Raw genomic sequence first — 18,053 nt, forward strand, 5'->3', positions numbered from 1 at the left:
TGTTACGCGGCGCGAGCCGGCTCCAGGTTGGATTGCAGGTTGGGCGTCTGTTCGACGGTGGCGATCGTCCGCGCCGAGGCCACTTCGAGCGCCTCGAAGAACCCGGCGACGAAGGACTGCACTTGTTCGGGCGAGGCGCCGGCGTCCAGCTGGGGTAGGCCATGGAAGTCGACCGCGATCTGGTCGAGGCCAAACTCCTCGTCGTCGCCGGCCAGGCGCACGCGGTGCTCCACGCGCGCGCGATGTGTAGCGAGATCGAGCTCAGGTAGATCAGGCGGCGGCATGAGCCTCTCCATGAGAACCGGGTCGGTGTAGTAGCGGATCTTGTCGGCCAGGATCGGCTTGCAGTTCTCCAGGATCAGCACTTCGCGGTCCACGCCCAGTTCCTTGAACTCCTGGGGCAGCAAGAGGGCGCGGCGTTGCGAACTTTCGTTCGTCGACTGCGAGCTGCCGCCACCCTTCGCGCCTGAACTGCTGGACCGGCCGCGGCTCTTCTCCTGCTGGGTGAACGTGCCCAGCATCTCGCTGTACTCATTGGCGTCCCGCTGCTCGCGCGGCGCGTACAGCACCTGCAGCGCATGGTTGGTTGCGAAGGTGCGGGCGTCGTGCTGACCGTAGACGGATTCGAGCTGGCTGACCGCTTGAATCACCGTCACCAGGCGCAGGTTGTAGCCAGCGAGGTAGCCCACCGCGGCGTTCAGGATGTTGATGCGGCCGAGTGCAGTGAACTCGTCCAGCAACACCAGGCACTGGTGCTTGAGCGCCGGGTTGTGCTCGGGCAGTTCCGCCGTGTTCAGGTTGATGAGCTGCGCGAAGAAGAGGTTCAGCAGCACTCGCGCATCGGCTAGCCGGTTCGGCGGGATGCAGACATAGACCGTCATGCGCTGCCTGCGCACGTCGGCCACCGAGAAGTCATCGCCACTCGTGGCCGCGTCCACCAGTGGATCGCTGAAGACCGTCAGCGGCGCATTCAGCGTGGCCAGGATGCTCGACAGCGTGTTGTCGCTGGTGGAGAGGAAACGCATCAGGGCATCAACGCAGGCGTCCGACAGCGGTCCTCTCGGGTGCGAGCAGCCCTCCATGCGCTGCTGCATCAGACCTTGCAGATGCTGCTTGATCGGTTGTCCCTGGCCACTCGACTGCCGCAGGATTTCGCCGATCGTTCGCGGCAGCTCGGGCGTCTCGACCAGGTATAGGGCGAGGCCGAGGAACAGGTTGCGCGCGGTGTCGTTGAAGAAGCCTTCGGTGCCGCTGCCCTTCACATCCGTGGGGTACAGGACCTGTGCGATGGCCAGCGTGTCGCCGACGACGTGGCGATCGGCCAGCCGGATCGCGCTGAGCGGGTTCCAGCGGTGCGAGCGGCCGTCTTCGGCAAAGGGTGCCCAGGCATAGACGGCCTGGCCATGCGCCGCCCGAAACCCCGCCGTGATCGCCCAGTTCTCCGACTTGATGTCGACGACCACGGCGCTGTCCTGCCAGGCCAGCAGGTTCGGCACCACAACGCCAACCCCCTTGCCGCTGCGGGTCGGTGCGCTGAGCATCACCGACTGCTTGCCCGGCAGCGTGAGGAACTTGTCCCGGTACTTGCCGACGATGATCCCCTGACCACCCAGTAGCCCGGCGTCGCGCACCTCGATGGCGCTGGCGAAACGTGCAGAGCCGTGCAGTTCGCGGCGCCTCTGAGTGGCGGCTGCGATGCCCATGGGCACCAGCAACAGCAACACGAAGGGCGGGACCATCAAGGCCAGCTGGAGCTTCTTGCGCTCCTTCGGGTCGGCCGAGTATTCAGACCAGAAAGCCGACATGGTGCCGGCCGAGATGCCGGCCGGCCGTTGCTTGTGGAACAGCATGTAGAGCGCGGCGCTGCCATACACCGTTGCCGCCGCGGTGGCGCCGAGGTAGGTGGCCACGCCCAGGGCGATCAGCACGCGCTTCGCGGTGGGCGACACCGCCGCCGTCTTGCCGGCGCGGCCTGCCGGCGCTCCGGGTACCGCACGGGTCGTGGTTGGGGAGGAACTCATGCTGCCTCCCGCCAACGAGCCTGCGGGTCGTAGTGGATGCCACTGATGAAGCGCCCACCGGCATCGACGCCGAAGTGCACCACGACATCGATCACCGAACGCGCCAGGCGGTTGATCTCCGGCATCGTCATCCCGCCACCACCGGCCGACTCGCGGACCATTAGCGAGATCTGCTCGAACGCCAGTTCGCAGCTGCCCGCGTGAACGCTCGTCACGCTGCCCGGGTGCCCTGAGGCGGCCAGGCGCAGGAAGTAGAAGGCTTCCTCGCCGCGCATTTCCGCCAGAAATATGCGGTCCGGCCGCAGGCGGAGGCAGGCCTCCAGCAGCAGCTTCGCAGACACCGCACTGGCGCCCTGGCCACCCTTGGAATAGAACAGGTGCAGCTTGTTCGGATGGCTGGGCAGGGTCAGCTCAGCCGCGTCCTCGATGGTGATCAGGCGTTCGGTGACCGGGACCTCCTCGACCAGGCCCTTCATAAAGGTGGTCTTGCCCGAGCCGGTCTTGCCCGCCACCACCATCGTCTGGTGCGACTGGACGGCCAGGCGGAAGAACTCGACGAACTTGCCGTGAGCTTTCAGGTCCAGCAGCTCGCGCTCGAAGGGCTCCAGCTCGCGGCTGGTTTCGCGCACCCGACCGAACAGGCCTTGTGCTGCGAAATCTTCCAGCCGGCGCACCTGCATCGAGGGCTTGCGGATGCACACGCCGATCTGGTCGGCCGGCGTGGCGCTGGGCTGGACGATCTGCACGCGCTCGCCCGTCGAGAGGGCGGCGCTGAGCAGCGGGTTCTGTTCGTTGGTGTGCTGGCCGGTCAGCGTCGCGATGGCGGTGGCCAGGCTCTGGCAGTGCCGGAACGTGAACTCGGGAATCTCGTGGCGCTGCCAGACGCCGGCGCGTTCGACGAAGACCTCGCCGGGCTGGTTCACGCACAGCTCGTTGACGCGGCTGTCGTCGAGCATGCCCCGAATCGGCTGCAGGAACTCGGTGACGGTGGCGTCAGACCGCAGGACGGAGGGAACGGCCCGCAAGGCGGGCGCGGCGCTCACCGCGGCTCCAGTGCGTAGACCTTCGAGAAGTCCACGTCGCGGGCGACGTACACGCCCACGACGCTGCCCTGGTTCTGGTACAGCAGCGGCGGGATGTTGATCGTCGCTTCGAGCACCTTCTCGGCGAGCTTGGAGCCGGCCGCCGTCGTGCTCGGGAGCAGGACGGTCGTGCTGCCGGTTGCCGGGTTCGAGTCGGTCGCCACGATCTTCACGGCGTCATCGATCAACGACACCAGCATGGCTGCGCCGATGCGCTCCGGCCAGCGGTTGTCGACGTAGCCGCCGATGCCGCTTTCGCCCAGGGCGCCGGTGCCTGGGGAGTCCAGGTCCACCGTCACACCGTTTGGCGTGCGCAGGCGGGTCCACAGCACCGGGATGCGGGTCACGCCAGGCCGAACCTGTACCACCCGGTATTCGCCGTCCAGATGCGAGCCGCGTTCGGCCAGCACCACCTTGCCATCGTCCGAGAAGACGTTGCGCTGGACCTGGCAGGCAACGAAGCCGCTGGTGGCCGAGATCACCCGTGTCTTGAGGCTGCAGGTGAACAGCACGCCCTTGGGCATGGTCAGGCTGCGATTGCCGAGCAGGCCGGCCGCCACGGTCGGCGTGGCCGAGCGCTCCATCGAGCCAAACAATGCGGGGTTGGCCTGGGCCGCTGCGTTCATGTTCGTTCCCGGCAGGACCATGGCCGAGGCCAGCGCTGCCGCGGAAGCCTTGTCGCCGCCTGCGGCCTTGTCGGTCAATCCCTGCAGCTGTCCGAGCATGCTGCCCAGCTGGCTCTGGTAGCGCCGCATGTTGGCCTGGGCTTCACCTGCGATGCCGGGCGCTGGCGGCGGGTCTGCTGCGCCTGCCTGCGATGCCAGCGCTCCACCACCGGCACCGCTTGGGCCGAACGGCGATTCGTCACCCACCGGCACAGCCTGCTTCGCCGGACGGCCGCCTGCAGTGCCTCGAACCGGGATTGCTGCGGCCGGCGCGGTGGCGTCTGCCTCGATGCTGGGCACGCGGGTCTGATCGACGACCGGGATGGCTTTGGCGACCGGCACGAGTGCCGGCACCACGACCGGCGGGTCCTGGAATTTCAGCTTCGTCACCGTGGCGGAGGCCACGTCCACGGCGGCTTCCGGCGGTGCTTCCTTTTTGCCGAAGTAGCGCGTGGCCGCAAAGCCCAGCGCGCCCACCAGCGACAAGATCAGCACACTCGCCGCAATGATCGGCTTGTGGTTGGAGGCACCGCCTCGCGGCGTCAGCGAGGGAATCTCGGGCTCGCCTTCGAGCCGCTTGAGCGTGTCGGGGGCGTTCATGGCGCGGGCCGGTTGGCGGGCTGGTTGGGTACCGCAGCCTTGACGACGCGCGCCACACCCGGGACGGTTGTGCCGTCCTTGGGCGGCACGCCGTCGAGATCGAAGGCATCGTTGATGATGGCCGCGACGCTTTCACCCAGGCGCAGGACGAAGCGCCGACCAACACGGTCGGCGACGAGCAGGTCATCGGGGTCCATACGGGCGTTGACCATTTCCTCGCTGCCGTCCGGCGCGATCTGGAAGACAGTGGGGATGGGCCTGTTGTTCGGAAAGCTGAAGTAGGTCTGCGTGCCGTCATCGAACACCATGACTGGCACGATGTCCTCGGAGTCCTTGCCGGTGGCCACCGAGTAGGCGGAGTTGCGGACCAGGGGCTTGGTCTGCCAGCGGGCGTCGATTAGTTCCCTGGCGGTCGGCAACACCGGTGATGCGGCGACAGAGATCGGTCGCGGCACCATCGGCGCTGCAACAGTCAGACGCATCAGCGTCAGGCCTGCGCCCTCGACGGGGTGCAGCAGGAAGGCGTGCCGGCGGCGGTCGGTGACGACGATGAGGTTCGTCGAGGTCGCGCCCGACTTGGGCTTGACGAACAAGTCGCGCCCTTGTTTGGCGATGCACCAGGTGTGGGCCTCGTCGCTGCAGTTCGACCCCTTGCCGCTGATCGGGATGCCGACGATCTGCTCGTCGTCGCCGAGCACGATCTGCGTGATCTGGCCGCGCCGCACCGGCACGTCCACCACCATGTCGGCCGCGAACAGCACGGTCCGAAGACGCGGGTCCGGTGTCGTGCGCTGGCCAGGCTGGATCGGCTGCGCGGTCGCAGACATCAGAAGAGCCGGTGCGAAGAGCGCAGCGCCAAGTACCGCGACCGCGCCGACCGGCGCGATCCACTTCGAGGTGGCCTTCATGACGCGCCGCCTATGACCGTGTCGGCTGGTTTGGCCGGCGCCACCAGGTCAGCGTCGGCGCGGTAGCCAGTGACGACAAACCCGAACGGGTTCTCGATGCGGTCGGCCGGCTTCTTCATCGCGGTCGGCCGGTACTCGTAGCGCACCGTGGAGACGAAGCGGGTGGTCACCGGCGACTGCCCCTGCGTCGGACGAATCTGCCGGTCGAAGGTCACCACCGCTTCGCCGGACTTGCCCGCGACGGGCGACCGGGTCAGCCGCACGGAAACTACCGTCACCCGGTGTTCCTCCTTCGCTGCGATCACCGCCTGCATGGCCTTCTCGCCGGCGAACTGACTGCCGTATGGCGCCCAGGTGTCGGGGACCGTCATGCGCGCGACCTGGTCGTAGTCGCGTTGCAGCAGCTGGAAGTTGTAGGACTCCCGGGCCCGCACAAACACGGCCGCGTTGTGCTGGTCCAGTGCAGCCAGCGCCGGGACGTTGGAGGCATCCAGCGTGGCGACGACGCTGGTCTCCCCCGTCGTCCGGTCCACCACGACCGGATACGGCGCCGGCGGCGGCCGCAGGCTCTGGAACGTCGCCATACTGAACCCCAGCACCGCCAGCACGCCACCGATGCCAGCGGCGATCCAGCCACGGCGGCCCGAGGCGATTGCCTGCGCGATGCGGTCCTGTTCCCAGCTGTTGGCCGCTGCGATGGCTGCAACGGCCTTCTTCGAAAGCGGCAGCCGGTCAGTCTGCGCGGCGTCGGGTACTGCAGCGGCTTCAACTCTGTTGTTCACAGCCAGTCCTCAGTCTCGAATGAAGTCGGCGAGCCGACGATTGCGGGAGGCCTGTTCCAGCTGGCCCTCACGAGCCCGCGAGTCGGCCACGCGCTGATCCGCCTCGGCCAGGCCGCGCATCAGCTCAATCTGGCTGACCTCGTGCTGCAGGAGGGCGTTCTCCGCGCCGATGCGGGCGGTGACCTCCTGGATCTCCTTCTGGTCGGATGTCGCGCCGGCCCGGCGCATCAGGCTGTTGATCTGGGCCACGCGGTCCTTGGCCTTGGAGAGCGCGTCCTCCATGAAGGCCTTCTGCTGGTACGGCTTGGCCAGCGTGCTCTGGCAGTTGGTGCGCTTGCCGGCGTCATCGACGTCCATGCAGTTGTAGGTCATCTGGGCGTCGCGCAGCGTCTTCGACGCACCAGCCAGCGTGCCGTAGCCGCCGGACTCCAGGCTGCGAACCATCGTGTTCGCTTCGCGCGGGACGTAGTTCTGCAGCGCCGGGTTGTTCAGCACGTCGCCCAGCGAGCGGGCGTTCGAGATCGACTCGATCTGCTGCCCCAGGCCCACGATCTGCTGGTATTGGTTCTCGATCTGCGAGATCCCGTTCATCACGTCGAGAACGGCCTGGATGATCGCGGCCACGTCGATCACGGGGATGCCGGCGCGTGCCGGTGCGCTGGTGCACATCATCATCACGCCTGCTGCGAAGGCTGCGAGCCCCGAACGGACCTTTGAACGCTTCATGACCTGTACTCCCGTGGTTTGCAAATGAGCTTGAAAAGACCGCTGACCCGTCACGTCGAAACCCCGCCTCGCTGGGCGACCCGCTGATACGCAGCGCGAGCGCCACCGGCCACTGCACCGCCTGCCGAGCCCACAGCGCCCGCGGCTCTGCCGGCGACGTAGGCCGCACCGCCGCCTCGGGACAAACTTCCGCCGCCCCCCGCCGCACCGCTGCCTCCTGACCGACCGCCACCCATCGCACGCATGGCGACCATCGAGTTCGTGACCATCTGGGTGCCGCTCTGTATCGAGGCGCCACCCGTCAGGCTGGACGCGAGGGAAGGCGCCTGGAAGAGCACGATGGCCAGGAGGCACATGACGGTCAGATAGGTGCCTGCGGCTTCGAGTGCACCCACTGACCCGGGTACTCCGGCGACAAAGGCGCTGCCAGTGCTGATCGCCTGCAGAACTCTGTCGGAGACGTACAGGGACATGCCTAAGGCGAAGAACACGAACCACGACAACACGACAGCGCTCAGAACGAACGAGAGCCAGCTATCGAAGAAGCGTGCGGTCGACTTGAAGATCAGGCACAGGATCGCCAGCGGACCAATCGCAAGCGCGAACGTCAAGATCAGCTTGCCCAGCAGGCCGACAAAGGCCCCGAGGACGAGGAAGATCGTTGTGCCAAGTGAGAAGAGAACACTGGCGAGCACCAGGTCGAGGCGGAACATGCCCGCGTCCTTCCAAAGCAGTGCCAACTGCTCGTTCGCTTGGGTGTTCGCCAGGTCTAACGCGCCGAAGGCTGTCGTCGCGGCCGCCGCTCGCGGCGCAACGAACAGCGTGGCCAGTCCATCCTGCAGCCCTGTTGCCCAGGCGACCACGTTGCCGCTGTAGTAGAGGCCAGGCAAGGCGAAGGAGAGGATGGCACCGACTTTCACCATCTTCCAAGCGAAGGTGCCCACGGGCTCGCTGGCTTCCCCGCGCATGACCGCCAAGCCGTAGACCGCGACGTAAATCGTCACAAGCAGGAGCGCAATCGGCACGAGCCCGACGGCAAGGTCACCCGACACTCGCGCGGCATAGCCGACGAAGAACGTGTTGAACCAGGCTTCGAGCTTCGTGAACATGATCCGCTACTCCACCGTTCCCATTCCGCCCGGCACCCCCGCCGAAGCGGGTTCGCACTTGCGAGACGGGGCCCGCGATTCGCAATGCAGCCAGCTGCCGTTGACCTTCACCGTCCAGAAGCGAGACCGCTTGCTCGTGCCCAAGGATGAAGGGAGGCATCCGGTGCTCGAAAGGAAGACTCCGCGGCACTCCATCAGGCCTTCGGCGCTTTCGATCATGAAAACCTCGCTGCCCGGCGCTGGAGGAGCGGTCTTTCCTCCACCATCGACAAAGCGCTTCGCCGCGGCCGTCAGCGGAGGTGCTTCCACCACGCGCTTCCCATTGACGATTCGGACAGCCTCGTTGCCTGGGAATGCCGGGCCTGTGGGCTCAGCTTGAGCCGTCACGCAAACGAGCGCGAACAGCGCTCCGATCGCGGCTGTGGTGGGTTGAAGTTTCATGCTGCCCTCCGGGCATGGCTGCGCCGATCGCGCACGCGCTGATAGAACAAAGGGAGCCAGGTTGTCGGTGCGTCACCGAACTCAGCACGAATCTGGTCGAGAAGTTCGACGTTGTCCGTGGTGGAACTGAGGACGGCCAGGAAGTCGTTCATGCCGCCGAGGTCGAACTCGCACTGGACCGAGTCCGTGCCCTGCTTGCACAGGAAGCGCCGCGAGCCCGTGGCGCCAAGCGACTTGACGATGGCGAATTCGGCATCGGTCAACCCGAGGCCGCCCACATACTCGTCGCGGTCGGCGTCCGCGTTGGGCAGCACGAGCTTGGTGACCGACTGCTCGATCATCGTGCGCCCGTTCTCGTTGGAGAGCAGGTCGGCGACCTCCTGCGTGTCGAACAGGCCGAGGCCGTTCATCTTGCGGATGGTCTTCTGCTTGTGCTTCACGAACGGCGCGAACGCCGGGTCGCCAAGTGCCTTCCAGCACTCCGCGACGTGGTAGATCATCGGCTCGCCGTTGACCAGCTCGTCCATCACGTTGAGCAGGTACATCATGATCGGCGTGCGAACGTCCGGGCTGCTGAGCACGCCCGTGTAGTCGAAGCCGATGGCCATGTGGCTGCGCAGATCGCCGAGACGATCGTCGGCCATGTCGAAGACCCAACCCAGCTCGCCGCCCCGACACCACTTGCCCAGGCGGTCATAGAGGCTGTTGGCGCCAGAGCGCGGCAGCGACTGGCGGACCGTGCTGAACCACCGAAGCTCTGGCTTGAGCGCAGCGACCGTCGCAACGGCACGCGCGATGGCCTCGTGGTCGTTGGGCAGCAGCGGCATCTCGGGTGACGCGATGCACTGCTTGACCAGTTCGGTCCAGAACCCGATGCGCTCGGGGGTCACGTCGCGCTGGAACGGGTTGCAGCCCGTGGGCTGGTTGCGGTCGAAGGTGTAGAACACACCGCCCAGCGCCCGGATCACGATCTCGGTGTCGCGGTCCAGGCTGAAGCTGACCACGCGAGGCCGAACGGCCCACTTGGGCGTCAGGGCCAGCAGGCCAGTCAGCAGCGTCGTCTTGCCCGAACCGGTCGAGCCGATCACGATGGTGTTGCCGGGAAGCTTCTTGCCTTCGCTGTCTTCGCCTTCGGGGCTGGCGTGCAGGTTCAGATAGAACGGGTTGCCGGCCGGCGTGCGCATCAGCGCCAGGGCTTCACCCCAGGGGTTGCCGTCGCGCTTGCCGCGCAGGAAGTTGTGGCCGCAGGTCAATGCCGCGAAGGCGCGGCTGCTGATCGTGGCCTTGCGCGGACGCCACTGAAAGTTGCCGGGCTGCTGTGAGAACCACGCGGCATCGGCCACCAGGTCCACGGGCACCAGCTCCATCGCGGTGGTTTCCGTCAGCGCTCCGACTGCGCTTGCCGCACGCTTGCCGCATTCTTCGAGCGTGTCGCCAAACACCGCCAGGGTGTAGCTGTATTCGCCCATGACGAACTGGCCATCGCCCAGCTGGTCGAGCGCCACGTCCATCGCTTCGATCTGCGTGACCACTGCGTCGTCGGACGCGAGCAGCTGATCGCGCTGCGTGGTCAGAGCGGCCATCGCCTGCCGGCGTGGCAGGCTGGAGAAGCTCTGCGTCTCGATGAACTCCGAGTCTTCGTAGAGCAGCGCGCCGAGCGTGCCGGGTTCGACCTGGCCGGCGAACTCCTTGATCGACAGCATCGAGGCGTAGCGCCGACGCTCGCCCTGCCGGATCTCCAGCATGCCGCCGCCGAAGGTCAGGCGAGCGTCTGGCAGCGCCTGGTACGCGGGGCCGGTGGGGAAGCGCACCTTGCGCCACACACCGTTGATCAGGAAAGAGAACAGCTCGCCCGACTCCCAAAACAGGTTCCCGCCCTGTTCGTAGCAGCCGAGCAGGGTCGGTCCGAACTCGCGCAGGCTGCGCTCGATGAGCGCGCCCTGCTGCTCCATCGTGGCCAGGGTCTGGGCCTGGTGGTCAGCGAGGCTCTGCTTGGTCTTTTCGCTGCGGGCGCTGCGCTTGGCCAGCTCCGACGGAAACGGCCGGTACAGCAGCGTGATGTACAGCTCGTTGGACATCATCGGCGCGACGCTGATGCGGTCCTGGTAGGCCTTGGAGAAGGCTGCGCTGAACTCCGGCTCGGTCGCATCGGTCAGCCGGTCATGGATGCGCCTGTGGATGCGGTGGTGATAGATGGCCGTACGGCCCGCGGGAAGGTTGCGCAGCACGTTGCACCAGGCGTCGTGCCGATCCTTGATGAGGTTGAACTCGGCACTCTCGAAGGCGACGCCATCGAGGCGCCAGACCCGCAGGCAGTCGCCCGACCGCGTTGCGGTGTCGTGCTGCGAGAGCGGCGCGCCGATCGAGACGAACTCGCCGACGTTGGATTCCTTGCCCGCGCGCTCCCAGTAGCGCGGAGTGGCACGTTCGGGGCTAACGGCGCCAAACATGGCGGCCCCCTCGGTAGCCGACGGGCGCATAGCTGCGCGCCCCGCTGCGCAGCACCCGGTTCGGGTTGCGCACCGCCAGCTTGAGTTTCAGGACCATCTGCGTGAGGCGCTGATCGTCCCGGCTCGTGACGATGCGCATCCAGACATAGGCCACCGCGAGCGAGCCGAAGATGACCGGCGCGAAGCGCCAGTTCACCATCGTGGACAGCCACATGCCGGAGATGAACCCCGGCAGCAGCAGAACCACCAAGGGGACCAGCGGCACCCCGAATTTCATCGGGGGGCGTGTGGCCCCTTTGAACACGGTCTCGATCACGGCTCAGCCCATGAAGACCGCGGCGATCGCGGCGGCTGCGCCGGCGATGGCGCCACCGAACAGCAGGTTGGACACGTCGCGGAAGCTGGCGCCGGCGAACATGATCTTGTAGCCGGCCATGCCGACTCCGACCGTCATCAGCAGCAGCGTGATGGCCACGACGGTGTCGCGCGCGATCGTGGCGCCCCGCACGACTGGCTCCAGGGCCTGCGCCATCGCGGGGTTGGAGGCAGCGAGCGCCGCGCCGAAGACCAGCAGCGCCAAGCCGGCGCGGACGGCGGTGACGGACGGGATGGGGCGGACCGAAGGTTGATGGCGGGTGAAGTTCATTGCGAGGCTCCTGGGTTGACGGATGCGGTGACGTGGGAGAACGAGGGGGGCTTTGACGACCACGCTGCGAGGACCTTGCCCACGTAGCCGTGTTGGTGACCGGTCAGGAAGTTGCCGGAGTAGTAGCAGCTGAAGGCGTCTCGCAAAGCCGCCTGCTTCGGTGCGCGTCGGCTTGCGCGAGAGAAGCACTCGCCCAAGATGCCCTGCATGGCGGTGAGATTCGCGCAGGGCCCGAACGCGGTCGCTGGACTCAGGCCGTAGCGGTCGAAGTTGCGCTTGTTGATCTGGCCGAGGCCAACGCTGTAGTTCCACCCCGCCGCTTCCAGCGCGGCGACCGTGGCCAGGGCCTCGGGAAGATTGACGGGCTGGCGCACGAGTGCGCCGCCGACCACGCCGATGGCGAATGGGTTGCCGCCGCTTTCGACCTGGATCAGGGCGCGTGCCGTGTCCTGCGCGACCAGCGGCGCGCAGGTCAGCACGAGGGCGGCCAGGTCAATCACCCGCCGCCGCCTTGGGCGGCTGCTGCCGCAGCGGCAGCCTCGGCAGCAAGCCGGACCTGTTCACTGATGACCCACGCCGCGTGGTCGCGGTCGAAGCGTTCGTCCATGGCATCCGGCGAGTTGGCGAATGCCGCCTTCGCTGCGGGCAGCCACTCGACCACCGAGTCACCCGAAGGGGACCACCAGGTGCGCGACCACGGTCGTCCTTCGACAGCGACATGGATCACACCGCTGAAGGGGCAGCTGTAGATGGGCCGGCCGCTCTCGTCGCTGCCGGCGTTGGTGATGTACTGCTCCGGGCACTGCTCGGGCGCCACGTACTGGTTGCCGCTGGCACTGTTGCCGCCCATGCTGCAGGTCGGCCAGCCGCGACCGCGCGCCACGTCCCGCAGCGCCTGGCGCACGGTGGGCGTGCACTGGCTGATGTTCTGCCAGTTGCCCGCCATGCACAGCAGTAGCTTGCAGCCGTCGACCGCGTGCGCCGGGCCGCTGAGCCCCAGGCCGAGGCCTAGAACGAGGCCGAAAGGGGCAGCAAGTCTCACTAGGGGCCGGATTGCGGTGCTGAAATGTGCTTTCATTGCCAACCTTTCGCTGGTGTGAAGACCTGACGCCATACAGTAGCAGGAAAAGACAATGTAGCAGAGTAAAACGTGCATGGCACGCAAATATCCTCTGTTACACGATATGGACAAACTCATGAAGACAAAAAGTTGCGTGATAAGCAATGAATGGCCACGAGGTGTGCAGTGAACACTCGTTCTACCGCCCCGCCACCCCCGTCAGAGCCAGCAAAGGCGGAGGCCCAGGGCTCCCTCGCTGCCACCTGCATCCGGGCCCTTCTCGACCGGGCCGGCCTCCCGAGGCACAGGCAATCGGCACACATCGCCGGCCTGCTCAGCCTGTCGTACCACCAGGCCCACCGTCGCATGACGGGGATCGCTCCGTGGTCGCTGGAAGAGCTTCAGACCGTCGCCACGCACCACGGCGAGACCCTGGTGGACCTGTTCGGCGAACAGAAGTCAGCGGACTACGAAACCGCGCTGCTCATTGCCGGGCCGTTGCGCGTCACCTGCCGGCTCTGGCCTGGTCAGCCCCTGTCGCAGCATCGGCCGGGCGACCTCATCGCGATCAAAGGCGGGTCGGAGTGGGTGGTGATGGTGGCCGGCGACACGCCGACACCACAGGCCTGCACGGTGCGGCGACTCATCATCGAGCCGAAGCCGGATCGGCCGCGCCGCTTTGCGATCCTCGACGACGACATCGACGTTGCCCGAAGCCTTGCGGCCGGCCTGGTCGAGCTGGGCTTCGAGGCCACGGCGTTTGCGACCGAGGCGCAGCTTGACGCTGCCCTGCAGTTCGACAGCTTCGACGCCTACGTGATCGACTGGGTTCTGCCAAACGGCACGGCCGAGGCGCTTGTCACCAAGCTGCGGAGCCAGAGCGCCACTTGCCCCATTGCGCTGTTGACCGGCAAGGCCGGCAGCAAGGAAGTCGACGAGAAGGACCTGGTCGCGGCCATCGAACAACATGGGCTCCTGTTCCTGCAGAAGCCGATGACCGCCTCGATCGCGGCGAGCCAGTTCAGTGCGGCGTTCGCCAACAGATAGACCGCGATCGGACCAGGCTGTGAATCAGGCGCGCGAGTGGGCGCGCAGTGGAAGCGTGATGTGAAAGGTGCTTCCCTCGCCAATTCGGCTTTGAACGCCCACCGAACCCCCTTGGGCCTCGATCATCCGTCGGACCAATGCCAGGCCCAGGCCGGTTCCTTCATGCGTCTTCGTATTGCCAGAGCTGAGCTGATGGAACTGGTTGAAGAGCCGCGGCAAGTCGGCTTCGGAAATGCCGATCCCGTGATCCTCGACCTCGACGCGGAAGTGCGACTCCCCTTCGAGGCGAGCGCGGACATCGATCCGGCCGTACTCGTTCGAGAACTTCACTGCATTGCTCAGCAAGCTCAAAAGGACCTGCCGCAGCCGTGCCGGGTCCACCTCTGCCTCGATCAAGTCGCTGCTCACCACTGAGGTTGCCACGACGCGCTTCCGCTCGCAGGTGTCCTGCAGCATGTCGATGACATCGTTGATGACGTGAGCGACAAATGTCCGCTCCGGCCGGAATTCCATCCTTCCCGACTGCGTCTTTGCAAAGTCGAGCATCGAATCGATCAGCTGCAGCAGATGCTTGCCCGACGCACCGATCTGCGTCAGGTACGGGACGTACTTCGGAGACCCGGGCTTGATCGTGCCGGACTGCAGGAGGTGCGCGTAGCCGATCACTGCATTCAGCGGCGTGCGCAATTCATGCGACATGTTGGAGACGAACTGGTCCTTCAAGCGTCCGGTTTCCTGCAACTGCGCATTCTGGCTTTCGAGTTCGATCAGCTTGATGCGCGCTTCTTCTGCGTCCTTCAGCGACGTGACATCGACCAGCAGCAACATGACTTCGCCACGCTCAACCGACAGCGTGGCGCCACTGACGTCGATCCAGATGGGTGAGCCGTCCTTGCGCCTCATCTGGACCTGCTCCCGATACCTGCCTGCATCGCGCATGGCGGCATAGGCGTCACGTCCAATGCGCTCATAGGTTTCGTCGTCCAGATACAGACAACGGACCGGCATGTCTTGCCATTCGGCCTCGCTGTAGCCGAACAGGCGCCCCATGCCCCCGTTCGCCCATATCACGCGGCGATCCCGCAGCCTGACGATGCCCACGAGGTCGTTGTCCAGCATGGCCTGTTGCTCGCGGCTCAACTGCTGCAGTTGCACACGGGTCCGATGCAATTCCGTGATGTCGAACATGACTGTCCGGGACATCAAGAAGGAGCCAGCGGCATCCTTCATCGCGGTGGCCGTCACACTGACGCGCCGACCAGGCCCTGCCGCTGGGGCAAGATCGAACTCCAGTCCCTCCACGCGCCCGCTCGTCATCAGCTTGGCGAAGTTTTGACGAAACTGCTCTTGCCCCTCGGGCGTGAAGAACTCAACCATGCGGCGCTTGCCGATCAAGTCTTCCCGCCTGCACCCCAGCCAAGATGCGGCGGTTGCGTTGATGTGAAGGAACGTGCCAGTGGCGTCCAGCGAGTGATATCCGCTGGGCGCGTTGTCGTAGAGATCCTGTACCTCGGCCATTGCCGTTGCGAGCTTCAGTTCCAGGTTCTTGCGCTCGGTGATGTCCTGGAAGGCACCCACCAGCCGCTTTGGCTTGCCGTCCTGAAACTCGACAGCCCCCACGGCCCGGGCCCAGATGCGCTGACCATCTGCACAGATCAGCGGCAGTTCGAGGTCCCACGCCTCACCTGCGGCGATTCCGCGCTCGACGGCCGCCTGAATCACCGGCCTGGCCTCGGGCGCGTAGAAGTTGATTGCCTCCGACATCACCGGCTTGAAGTCGGAAGCGACGCGATGGATGCGCCGCGTTTCCGCCGACCAGGTGATCTCACCCGTGGCGATGTCCACTTCCCAGCCGCCGACACCTGCAACCCGCCCTGTCCGGTCGAGAAAGTCTTCGCTCTTGCGGAGCAGCTGACTCGCATGGCGGCCTTCCAGCGCCTGGGCAGCCACACTGGCCAGCGCCCGCAGAATCTCCCGCTGCGTGTCGGTCAGGCGCCGCGGCTGCCGGTCGATGATGCACAAGGTGCCTACGCGGTGACCGCTGCTCAGCTGGACAGGCGCGCCAGCGTAGAAGCGGACGCCGGGCTCGCCGGCGACCAGCGGGTTATCGGCGAACCGCGCGTCCTGCTCGGCGTCCGGAACTTCGAACAACTCGTCACCCAGGACGGCATGGGCGCAGAACGCGACGCTCCGCGCTGTCTCAGTCACCCCGGGAAGGCCGATATTGGCCTTGAACCACTGGCGATCCGCATCGACCAGGCTGATCAGCGCGATCGGGGTACCGCACGCGAGCGATGCCGCACGGGCGAGCGCGTCGAATTCCGCCTCGGGCGGGCTGTCCAGTACCCGCAGGGCGTTCAGCGCTTCGAGGGTCTGGGCCTCGTCGGGACGCGGATCGGCTGACTGCATCTCGGTATACCTCGATTCTTTCAGGGCGTTCGCCGAGCGTACCAAGCACCGGCACGTGGCACCTTCGTGCTGGCGCCGGGCAAGATTGTCCCGCAAGCTCGGTCCCAACCTAACGGCGCAGATCAAGCCACCCGACGGGCACACAATGTGTGTCGCGCACAACATGTGGAGCGATGATGCAAGCTCAAACCGTCTTGATCGTGGAAGACGAATCCGTCGTTGCCCTCGATCTGAAGCTGCAGCTCAGGAAACTCGGGTACGAAGTCTCGGGCGTGGCTGGCAGCGGCGAAGAGGCCGTCGAACTGGTGGCCCAGGGGCAGCCGGACATCATCCTGATGGACGTTCGCTTGCGGGGTCAGATCGACGGGATTCAGGCCGCCGAGCGGATCAGACGCAACCACGACGTTCCGGTCATCTTCCTCACATCACACAGCGACGATGAGACCGTGCAACGTGCGGCCCAGACGGCCCCGTACGGCTACCTCACCAAGCCATACCAGATCAAGGAGCTCCGCGCCGGCATCGAAGTTGCGCTGACGAAGGCCCGCATTGAGCGGCAGCTGCGCGAGTCCGACCAGTGGTTCGCGCACACCTTACGCTGCGTGGACGACGGTGTCGTGTTGACGGACCTGGAGGGCTGCGTGCGGTTCGTGAATCCAGCCGCCGAGCGACTCACCGGATGGCGCATCGACGACTCGATAGGAAGGTCATTGAATGAGATCGCGACCGTTACCCGGAGCAGTGGGGCCTCGGATTCGTTGACGGATCAGGACATCGAGCCCATGGCACTGGTGCGTCAGGTCATCTCCGGCGGGCGTCCTACTCCGACCATCCATGCCGTCACATTGACTTCGCGCGACGGCATCGACACCGTGATCGACGAGACCGCCGGACCAGTGGACGACGGACGCGGCAAGCGGCTAGGTGCGGTCCTGATCCTGCGTGACGCCACCGAGCGTATGGCCCACGAGGCCATGCTGCGTGCGAGCGAAGAGCGGTTTCGCGGTGCCTTCGACAATGCGCCCCTGGGCATGGCACTGGTCTCATTCAATGGGGAGTTCATCCAGGTCAATGCGGCACTCTGCCAGTTGCTGGGAACGACAGCGGACGAACTCAAACGCCAGTCTCAAGCCAGCCTGGCCAGTAATGACGACCGCGCGCACGAGACGCGGCGCCTGAGCGAACTCATGAGGTCCACGCAGGGAGTGGTCCAGTTCGAGCAACACTACCGCCGGTTGGACAGCGGGGAACCCATCCCCACCCTGGTCAGCGTTTCGCTGATGCGCGAAGGCAATCAGCCGACCTGTCATCTGTACCAGGTGTACGACCTCACGGAGCAGAGGAAGGCCGCTCGCCACTTGGCTGAACTCGCAGAAGAACGCATGCGCCGTGAGTCGATCGAGATGGCCAGCAAGGCGAAGAGCGAGTTCCTCTCGCGAGCCAGTCACGAGATGAGGACACCGTTGAATGCCGTGATCGGGTTCGCGCAGCTGCTGGAATTTCAACAGGGAAGCGACCCAGCGAAGACGACTGACTATGCCAAGCACATCAAGACAGCTGGAGAACACCTGCTGCACCTCGTGACGGACGTGCTCGACCTGAACAGCGCGGCGCAAGGCACCCTGAAGATGTCTCCGAAATCTGTCGACGTCTTAGCCGCAATCAATGAGGCTGTCCAGCTGCTTGAGCCCTTGAGCACTTCGCATGGCGTCGACGTCCGCGCCTCTGGGCCGCCCGACCTGACAACCTTCGTAGATCCCACTCGCCTGCGGCAAATCCTGCTGAACCTCGGCTCGAATGCGATCAAGTACAACCGCCAGGGCGGCGAGGTGCGGTTCCAGGCCAGTCATTCTCCGGATGGGCGGATGCTGGTGATCATCGAGGACACTGGCATCGGCATGACCCGCGAGCAGATGGAGCGGCTATACCAGCCGTTCGACCGCCTGGGACAGGAGCGCACCAAAATTCCGGGGGTCGGACTGGGATTGGTGATCGCAAAGGGCCTCGTGGGTGAAATGGGCGGAGACCTGGAGATCACAAGCCAGCCACGCAGGGGAACGACAGTCACGATTTACCTGCCTGCTCCGGCCTGAAGCTCAGCGCAGAC

Annotated in this window: 16 protein-coding genes; 2 read left to right on the plus strand and 14 right to left on the minus strand. The window is 65.8% G+C overall.

The window, feature by feature from the left end; genetic code table 11:
• Positions 1 to 2: 2 nt before the first annotated feature.
• From FFT10_RS22920 to FFT10_RS22980, 13 genes are read right to left on the minus strand one after another with little or no spacing between them, the layout of a single operon-like run.
• Complete coding sequence (locus tag FFT10_RS22920; protein WP_137735209.1) at positions 3 to 2,021, minus strand: type IV secretory system conjugative DNA transfer family protein; 2,019 nt, start codon at positions 2,019 to 2,021, stop codon at positions 3 to 5.
• Positions 2,018 to 3,064 carry a P-type DNA transfer ATPase VirB11 gene (virB11, locus tag FFT10_RS22925; protein WP_228027260.1) on the minus strand — a complete coding sequence of 349 codons (1,047 nt, stop codon included), beginning with the start codon at positions 3,062 to 3,064 and terminating at the stop codon, positions 2,018 to 2,020. Before virB11 ends, FFT10_RS22920 begins: the two co-directional genes overlap by 4 nt.
• Complete coding sequence (gene virB10 / locus FFT10_RS22930) at positions 3,061 to 4,368, minus strand: type IV secretion system protein VirB10 (protein ID WP_137735210.1); 1,308 nt, start codon at positions 4,366 to 4,368, stop codon at positions 3,061 to 3,063. The genes virB11 and virB10 overlap by 4 nt, the downstream gene beginning before the upstream one ends.
• Positions 4,365 to 5,276 (minus strand): TrbG/VirB9 family P-type conjugative transfer protein, encoded by a 912-nt coding sequence (locus FFT10_RS22935; protein ID WP_137735211.1) that lies wholly within the window; start codon positions 5,274 to 5,276, stop codon positions 4,365 to 4,367. Before FFT10_RS22935 ends, virB10 begins: the two co-directional genes overlap by 4 nt.
• Positions 5,273 to 6,058 (minus strand): VirB8 family type IV secretion system protein, encoded by a 786-nt coding sequence (locus FFT10_RS22940; RefSeq protein ID WP_162520891.1) that lies wholly within the window; start codon positions 6,056 to 6,058, stop codon positions 5,273 to 5,275. The genes FFT10_RS22935 and FFT10_RS22940 overlap by 4 nt, the downstream gene beginning before the upstream one ends.
• A 9-nt stretch (positions 6,059 to 6,067) precedes the next feature.
• Positions 6,068 to 6,784, minus strand: a complete 717-nt coding sequence (locus tag FFT10_RS22945; RefSeq protein ID WP_137735213.1) for a TrbJ/VirB5 family protein — start codon at positions 6,782 to 6,784, stop codon at positions 6,068 to 6,070.
• 50 nt (positions 6,785 to 6,834) lie between these two features.
• Positions 6,835 to 7,893, minus strand: a complete 1,059-nt coding sequence (locus tag FFT10_RS22950; protein WP_137735214.1) for a TrbL/VirB6 family protein — start codon at positions 7,891 to 7,893, stop codon at positions 6,835 to 6,837.
• Positions 7,894 to 7,899: 6 nt separating this feature from the next.
• On the minus strand, positions 7,900 to 8,334 hold the full coding sequence (locus tag FFT10_RS22955) for a hypothetical protein (protein ID WP_137735215.1): 435 nt from the start codon (positions 8,332 to 8,334) through the stop codon (positions 7,900 to 7,902).
• Positions 8,331 to 10,784 (minus strand): VirB4 family type IV secretion/conjugal transfer ATPase, encoded by a 2,454-nt coding sequence (locus tag FFT10_RS22960; protein ID WP_137735216.1) that lies wholly within the window; start codon positions 10,782 to 10,784, stop codon positions 8,331 to 8,333. Before FFT10_RS22960 ends, FFT10_RS22955 begins: the two co-directional genes overlap by 4 nt.
• Positions 10,768 to 11,100 carry a VirB3 family type IV secretion system protein gene (locus FFT10_RS22965; protein ID WP_228027261.1) on the minus strand — a complete coding sequence of 111 codons (333 nt, stop codon included), beginning with the start codon at positions 11,098 to 11,100 and terminating at the stop codon, positions 10,768 to 10,770. The genes FFT10_RS22960 and FFT10_RS22965 overlap by 17 nt, the downstream gene beginning before the upstream one ends.
• Before the next feature lie 3 nt (positions 11,101 to 11,103).
• Positions 11,104 to 11,430 carry a TrbC/VirB2 family protein gene (locus FFT10_RS22970; RefSeq protein ID WP_137735217.1) on the minus strand — a complete coding sequence of 109 codons (327 nt, stop codon included), beginning with the start codon at positions 11,428 to 11,430 and terminating at the stop codon, positions 11,104 to 11,106.
• Entirely contained in the window at positions 11,427 to 11,930 is a 504-nt protein-coding gene (locus FFT10_RS22975; protein ID WP_137735218.1) for a lytic transglycosylase domain-containing protein, read from the minus strand. The genes FFT10_RS22970 and FFT10_RS22975 overlap by 4 nt, the downstream gene beginning before the upstream one ends.
• Positions 11,927 to 12,508: a hypothetical protein gene (locus FFT10_RS22980; RefSeq protein ID WP_162520892.1), complete on the minus strand. Its 582-nt coding sequence runs from the start codon at positions 12,506 to 12,508 to the stop codon at positions 11,927 to 11,929. The genes FFT10_RS22975 and FFT10_RS22980 overlap by 4 nt, the downstream gene beginning before the upstream one ends.
• Positions 12,509 to 12,658: 150 nt before the next feature.
• On the opposite strand from FFT10_RS22980, the gene FFT10_RS22985 reads away from it, so the two are divergent.
• Entirely contained in the window at positions 12,659 to 13,537 is an 879-nt protein-coding gene (locus tag FFT10_RS22985; protein WP_137735220.1) for a helix-turn-helix domain-containing protein, read from the plus strand.
• A gap of 24 nt (positions 13,538 to 13,561) precedes the next feature.
• On the opposite strand, the gene FFT10_RS22990 is transcribed toward FFT10_RS22985, so the two are convergent.
• Positions 13,562 to 15,946: a sensor histidine kinase gene (locus FFT10_RS22990; protein WP_162520894.1), complete on the minus strand. Its 2,385-nt coding sequence runs from the start codon at positions 15,944 to 15,946 to the stop codon at positions 13,562 to 13,564.
• Between the two features lie 200 nt (positions 15,947 to 16,146).
• Between FFT10_RS22990 and FFT10_RS22995 the strand changes: the two genes are divergently transcribed.
• Entirely contained in the window at positions 16,147 to 18,039 is a 1,893-nt protein-coding gene (locus FFT10_RS22995) for a PAS domain S-box protein (RefSeq protein WP_162520895.1), read from the plus strand.
• The last annotated feature ends 14 nt before the right edge of the window (positions 18,040 to 18,053 follow it).

The sequence above is a fragment of the Pseudaquabacterium pictum genome (assembly GCF_005403045.1).
In the GTDB taxonomy this organism is placed as follows: Bacteria; Pseudomonadota; Gammaproteobacteria; order Burkholderiales; family Burkholderiaceae_C; genus Pseudaquabacterium; species Pseudaquabacterium pictum.

Coding starts and splice junctions, on each gene's coding strand:
- FFT10_RS22920 (WP_137735209.1), bottom strand. CDS start 2,021: ATGAGTTCCTCCCCAACCACGACCCGTGCGGTACCCGGAGCGCCGGCA.
- virB10 (WP_137735210.1), bottom strand. CDS start 4,368: ATGAACGCCCCCGACACGCTCAAGCGGCTCGAAGGCGAGCCCGAGATT.
- FFT10_RS22935 (WP_137735211.1), bottom strand. CDS start 5,276: ATGAAGGCCACCTCGAAGTGGATCGCGCCGGTCGGCGCGGTCGCGGTA.
- FFT10_RS22945 (WP_137735213.1), bottom strand. CDS start 6,784: ATGAAGCGTTCAAAGGTCCGTTCGGGGCTCGCAGCCTTCGCAGCAGGC.
- FFT10_RS22950 (WP_137735214.1), bottom strand. CDS start 7,893: ATGTTCACGAAGCTCGAAGCCTGGTTCAACACGTTCTTCGTCGGCTAT.
- FFT10_RS22955 (WP_137735215.1), bottom strand. CDS start 8,334: ATGAAACTTCAACCCACCACAGCCGCGATCGGAGCGCTGTTCGCGCTC.
- FFT10_RS22960 (WP_137735216.1), bottom strand. CDS start 10,784: ATGTTTGGCGCCGTTAGCCCCGAACGTGCCACTCCGCGCTACTGGGAG.
- FFT10_RS22970 (WP_137735217.1), bottom strand. CDS start 11,430: ATGAACTTCACCCGCCATCAACCTTCGGTCCGCCCCATCCCGTCCGTC.
- FFT10_RS22980 (WP_162520892.1), bottom strand. CDS start 12,508: ATGAAAGCACATTTCAGCACCGCAATCCGGCCCCTAGTGAGACTTGCT.
- FFT10_RS22985 (WP_137735220.1), top strand. CDS start 12,659: ATGGCCACGAGGTGTGCAGTGAACACTCGTTCTACCGCCCCGCCACCC.
- FFT10_RS22990 (WP_162520894.1), bottom strand. CDS start 15,946: ATGCAGTCAGCCGATCCGCGTCCCGACGAGGCCCAGACCCTCGAAGCG.